At 61.2% G+C, this 4,229-nt stretch carries 2 protein-coding genes; one reads left to right on the top strand and one right to left on the bottom strand.

Going from position 1 to position 4,229, the window contains the following annotated elements; translation table 11 throughout:
- Positions 1-1,307: molybdopterin dinucleotide binding domain-containing protein (locus HA48_RS21705; protein ID WP_158086984.1), on the top strand; the 1,307-nt coding region annotated here is incomplete at its 5' end.
- A gap of 41 nt (positions 1,308-1,348) precedes the next feature.
- Here the strand turns inward: HA48_RS21705 and HA48_RS21700 are convergent.
- Positions 1,349-4,229: FAD-dependent oxidoreductase (locus HA48_RS21700; protein ID WP_128603155.1), on the bottom strand; the 2,881-nt coding region annotated here is incomplete at its 5' end.

Genomic DNA, 4,229 nt, shown 5'->3' with positions numbered 1-4,229 from the left:
TCTGGCTTGGCCTGGTGCTGGCGGCCGCGCTGGGCCAGCCAGGTCTGCCCGGCGGCGGTTACACCTATGCGCTTGGCGCGCTGGGCCACTACGGTAAACATCACAATCTGGTGAGTTTCCCGGCGCTGCCGCAGGGAAAAAACGGCATCGATCGCCTGATACCGGTGGCGCGTATAGCCGATATGCTGCTTAACCCGGGCACCCGGTTTGACTACAACGGGCGGTGCCTGACCTACCCGCATATCCGTCTGGCGTACTGGGCGGGCGGCAATCCTTTCCATCATCATCAGGATCTGGCGCGTCTGCGCCAGGCCTTCTGCCAGCTGGATACGCTGATCGTGCATGAGATTGCCTGGACCGCCAGCGCCCGGCATGCCGACATTGTGCTGCCCGCGACCATGACGCTGGAGCGGGAAGACATCGGCGGTGCGCCAACCGATCGTCATCTCTTCGCCATGCAGCCGGTGGCGCAGCCGTTTGCTGAAGCCAAAGATGATTACACCATTTTCACCGAGCTGGCGCGCCGCTTAGGGCGTGAAGAGGCGTTTACCGAAGGGCGCGATGCGCGGGGCTGGCTGCGGCACCACTATGCGCAGCTTCAGGAGAAGCTGGCAGCACATCAGGTTGAGACTCCATCATTTGAGGCGTTCTGGCAGCAGGGCGTGCTGGAGTTGCCGCAGCTGAAAGATGGTGGCCGGATGATGAACGCCTTCCGCGCCGATCCCGAGGCCGCGCCGCTGCCAACGCCCAGCGGCAAAATTGAGATCTTCTCGGCGACCATTGCCAGCTTCGATTATGCCAACTGTCCGGGGCACCCGGTGTGGCGCGCGCCGCAGCAGCAACCCGATAGCGAGCATCCGTTCTGGCTGATCGCCAATCAGCCTGCCACGCGTTTGCACAGCCAGCTGGACTTTGGTGACTACAGCCTGAGCGGCAAACGTCATGGTCGTGAAGTGTGCAGCCTGCATCCGCAGGATGCGCGGCAGCTGGGCATTTCGGACGGGGAGATTATCGAACTGTACAACACGCGCGGTCACGTTCTGGCCAGCGCGCGCGTCACGGAGACCATTATGCCTGGCGTGGTGCAGCTGCCGACCGGTGCCTGGTACGATCCGGTGGATCCTGACGCGCTGCGACCGCTGTGCCGGCACGGTAATCCCAACGTTCTGACGCTGGATATCGGCACCTCTTCGCTGGCGCAAGGCTGCAGCGGACAAATCACCGTGGTGCAGGTACGCAAATATCAGGGCGAACTGACGCCGGTGCAGGCCTTTATTCCGCCGCACGCCGTGCCGGATTGCCGCTAAGGTGCCAGAGGCCCGCAGGTTAGCGGGCCTCTGCATCACTTTCAGGCAGTGGTTTTATGGTTCAGCAGACGATCTCTGACCGCCCCGGCAGCGCGTTTGCCTGCCAGGAACGCGAGATCGGAATTGTAATACTCCCATTCGCTATAGCGTCCCGCCAGATGAATCCCCTGGGCCGCAAGCCAGCTGCGGATTAGCGCCACGTTGGTACTGCGTGCATGATCGTACACCACATAGGCATAAGGCATATCCACGATGCTGGTCGTCAGGATGCTATCTTCGGCGGTGATAATACCTACGCGAATGCAATCCTCAATACAGCGCTGGATCAACGCCTCGCCTTCACAGGGCAGCGGCTGGTCGTCACGCCAGGTGATTTCACAGGTCAGGCCAAATCCGCCAGACGGATTACAGTGAGGGCTGGCATTGCCCTGCAGGAAGATGCGGTGGAAAAGGGTGTCGCCAGGGTAGTAGATCCAGTGTTTGTCGCTTATTGCCTCGCGCCCGATGCCGAGATTAACGCAGCAGACTGAGGTGTGGCGCAGCCTCGCGGCCGCCTGCTGAATGGTTTGCGGCGCGCGCGCGCCCATCAGGCGCACCAGTTCGGGCAGCGGTAATGTGCTGATCATCTGCTCGTAATGCAGCTGTCGGCCATCCGCCAGCGTCACCTGGCGTGACTGCGGCTGAATGGCCGCCACCTGCGCATCGGTTTCAAGCGTGCAGCGTAAATGGGGCAGAAACCCCTCCATCAGCGCCTGGAAGCCGCCGCGCAGCGGATAGCCGAAGCGCGCATTCGGACCCACCGGTTTCTCCAGCGGTGAGAGCGCGCCGCTGACGATCTGCTCCAGATCGGGTAATGGGACGCGTCCGCCAAGCCAGGAGGTCTCCATATTACTCAGCGGCGTCTTCCACAATTTACGGTTATAGGGAATGGCGAAATGGCGCGCGATGCCTTTGCCCCACACGCGATAGATAAAGTGTTCAAAATCTTCATTACGCGGCTGCGTCAGTACGCGATCATCATCTGACACCACGCCATCGGCGCAGCAGTCAAGGCAGCGATCGTCAGGCACAGCCTGCGCGCTGGCGACACTCTCACTGCCGTAGCGGGCCTCAATGGCCCCGAGCACGCACTCACCGACCACCTCGGCGGGTAAGCCGTACAGCGCTGACTGGAAGGGATAACGGGTATAGACGCCGTGGCTGTAAACCCAGGCTTCACGGGTTTGCCAGTGCTGGTTTTCACCTAACAGCAGGTCGTACAGGCCGAGGACGTAAGGATCGTTGGAAAACATGATGTGACCGGCGTAATCAAAGGTAAATCCCTGATCTTCGACCGAGCGGCACCAGCCCCCTACGCTGTGGTTCTTCTCCAGCACCATGGCGCCCTCGCCATAGTGATACCCGGCACTCAGCCCGGTCGGGCCTGCACCCAGAATCAGGCACTCGATGGGACGTAGCGCCACGGCCTGAGCCCGTGCGCTGTTGGCCGCGATCTCCGTAACCGGGCGCGCTTTTTTGGCCGGGGTCGCCAGCGCGGCCAGCTCGCGTTGCATATGGTCGACGGTATTGTCCCAGGAGGTTTGCGCCACAATCGACGCCATCTGGCTGGCCAGCTGATGGCGTCGCTCCACCGGCAGGCGTAGCGCGCGCTCACACGCCTGAATAAAGGCTTCATGCGTGGTAGCGATGCTCACCACATCCGGATAGTGACGGGCGACATCGGCGATGGCGGTACTGACAATCGGCAGCTGCGCGGCCATATATTCGAGCACTTTTGTCGGGCTGATGTACTGCGTTGAGGCGTTAAGGGCAAACGGCATCAGGCAGACATCCCAGCCGGCGAGAAAGTGGGGAAGGGCGGCGTAAGGCTGCTGACCAAACCAGTGCAAATTCTCACGCTGCGGCAGGGCAGCGGAATCGATTTTGACCACCGGGCCGACCATCACGATCTGCCAGTCCGGATGCGCTTCCGCCAGGGCAGCGACCAGCGGCAGATCCATGCGTTCATCAATCACGCCGTAATAGCCCAGGCGCGGTTTCGCCAGGGTGGCCTGTAAGGGGTGCCCGTTAGTGCGATCCAGCGCCTGGGCGAAGTGAGCTTCATCAACGCTGCTGGGGAAGCAGTGAACATTCTCATGACGATGTTTCTTCGCCTCATAGAGACTACTGCCGCCGGTAAACACCACATCGGCGCGACTAAGCAGTGCCGATTCACGCTGCTGGAGTTGACGCGGCGCCTGATCGAACGCCGACAGCTCATCCATACAGTCGTAGATGATGGCGCGGGCATTAAACGCGTTCAACAGCGGCAAGGCCATCGGGGTATAAAACCACGCCAGCGGCTGCGCATCGGCCGGCAGTAGCGCACCCAGCAGCGGCTGCAGCAGGGCAATCTGGTCGTCGTGAAAACCCGGGGCACGAATGGGCGTGTGCGGCTCAATGACCGTCACGTTGGCGGCAGGGTGTGATTCACGCAGCCCGGCTTCGCCCGCCTGATAAACCGGCTCTTCAATAAACAGAATGCGATGGTATTGCGCAAGGCGCGACATAACATGCTGTGGCCGTTGAAACACAAAACCCCAACGAAGATGACTAAAGACCACCAGTGTGGATGGGTTCATAACGGACTCCTTTGGCCCTGCGGCCGGGTTGAGAAAGCCCTGTAACCGGGCTAGCGAGCGTTGTGATTGCCGCAGCGCAGCGGCATAGGTGTGATTCAGCAGGCGCACGTGATTGTTATCGATATCCCATAAGCCGCTGTGCGGCCAGTGTGCGGTATCCTCCCAAAGCGGGCGGTCAATAATCGGGTAGAGACAGATGCCGCGAATATCACAGCCGTTGAGTTGTGCCTGCGCGACGTGTGCGGTGATGTCCGCAATCCAGGCGGCGCGCCCGCTGCCCACGTGGCTGGTCTCCGCCAGA

It is taken from the genome of Pantoea wallisii (assembly GCF_002095485.1).
Taxonomy (GTDB): Bacteria; Pseudomonadota; Gammaproteobacteria; order Enterobacterales; family Enterobacteriaceae; genus Pantoea; species Pantoea wallisii.
The sequence above is the reverse complement of the archived record's forward strand: the minus strand, read 5'-3'. Positions and strand labels throughout refer to the sequence as shown.